General features: G+C 24.1%; 2 protein-coding genes. Both read right to left on the minus strand.

From position 1 onward, the window contains the following. Nucleotides 1-93: 93 nt before the first annotated feature. Entirely contained in the window at nucleotides 94-483 is a 390-nt protein-coding gene (locus G3997_RS08375; protein WP_442971194.1) for a YkvA family protein, read from the minus strand. 62 nt (nucleotides 484-545) lie between these two features. Beyond that, a complete protein-coding gene (gene asnA / locus G3997_RS08380) occupies nucleotides 546-1,550 on the minus strand; it encodes an aspartate--ammonia ligase (protein ID WP_296645340.1) in 1,005 nt (334 codons plus the stop codon). Nucleotides 1,551-1,611 lie beyond the last annotated feature (61 nt).

The raw sequence follows: 1,611 nt of genomic DNA on the forward strand, positions 1-1,611 counted from the left end.
TACTATATATTTTTTAAGAAGTAATAAAATTTATTCTTATTATTTTATTACTTCTATTACTGTATATTATATATATGTTTTTTAACTTATCTTTTAATCATATATATTATACTTTACATTTTCAATTATATTAGGGTCTATACTATCTTTTATAATTTTTTTGTATTTTTCGATTTCTTCATTAACAATTCCCAAACTCCATACTAATACAAATATATCATCAATAAAACCAAACAATCCTGTAATTAATTCTGGTATAAAATCTATACCTGATATTATATATATAATAGCTACTGATAATGAAAATATTAATTTCATTTTACTAATTATATTAACTCTATTATCAGTTAAAAAGTCTGGTATTTTAAATATATTAGTAAAAAATAATAATCCAAATTTAGCATTTTTAAACCTAACTAATGTTTTTTTAAGTGTGTTTAATAATATATCTATTAAAAATGATATTTTACTCAAATTTATCACCTCTCAAGTTAATATATATTTTATATTATAACTCATATATTAACTTCTATAAATAGATTTTATTATAAGAGATGTATTCCATTTTCTAAGCATTCATTTATCATTTCTTGAGGCCATACTCCAACTTGAACTTCACCTATATGTGCCTTATTTAAAAAATACATACATATTCTAGATTGACCAATTCCTCCGCCAACTGTATATGGTAATTCTCCATTTAATAAAGCTTTATGGTAATCAAGTTCTCTCCTATCATTACAATCTGCTATATCTAATTGATAAGATAAACTTTCTTCATCTACTCTTATTCCCATAGATGAAAGTTCTATAACATTATCTAATACTGGGTTATAAAATAATATATCTCCATTTAATTCCCAGTCATCGTAGTCTGGACTTCTTCCATCATGTCTCTTTCCATTAGATAATAAATTTCCTATTTGCATTAAAAATACTGCACCTTTTTCCTTTACTATCTTATTTTCTCTTTCCTTTGAGGATAAATTCGGATACATATCTAATAACTCTTGAGACGTTATAAATGTTATTTGTTCAGGTAGCATTTTCTTTATTTCAGGATATATATCATGAACATATTGTTCTGTTTCTTTAAATACTTTATATATTTTTTCAACAACATTCTTTAATGTTTCTTTGTTCCTATCATCTTTATTTATAATAAGCTCCCAATCCCATTGGTCCACATATATTGAATGTATATTGTCTAATTCTTCATCTTTTCTTATAGCATTCATATCTGTATATATACCTCTTCCTTCATCTAAACCATACTTTTTAAGAGCCATTCTCTTCCACTTCGCTAAAGATTGAACTATTTCTACATTTTTATTTATATCTGGAACATTAAAACTTACAGCTTTTTCTATTCCATTTAGATTATCATTTGTTCCACTTTCCGGTAATACAAATAATGGTGATGAAACTCTTGTTAACTTTAATTCTTCTGAAAGTCTTTTTTCGAAATAGTCTTTTAAATCTTTTATTGCTTGTTGTGTTTGTATTACTCCTAAACTTGATTTATAGTCTTTTGGTATTATTAAAGACATATTCCCATCCCCCTTTATTATAAATTTATATAAATAAAAACCTTCCATCTCTATATTTAAA

The organism is Romboutsia sp. 13368 (assembly GCF_018336475.1).
Classification (GTDB): Bacteria; Bacillota; Clostridia; order Peptostreptococcales; family Peptostreptococcaceae; genus Romboutsia.

What these genes read in the sequence shown, in the direction of transcription:
- asnA (WP_296645340.1), bottom strand. Translation starts at nt 1,550, where the DNA reads ATGTCTTTAATAATACCAAAAGACTATAAATCAAGTTTAGGAGTAATA.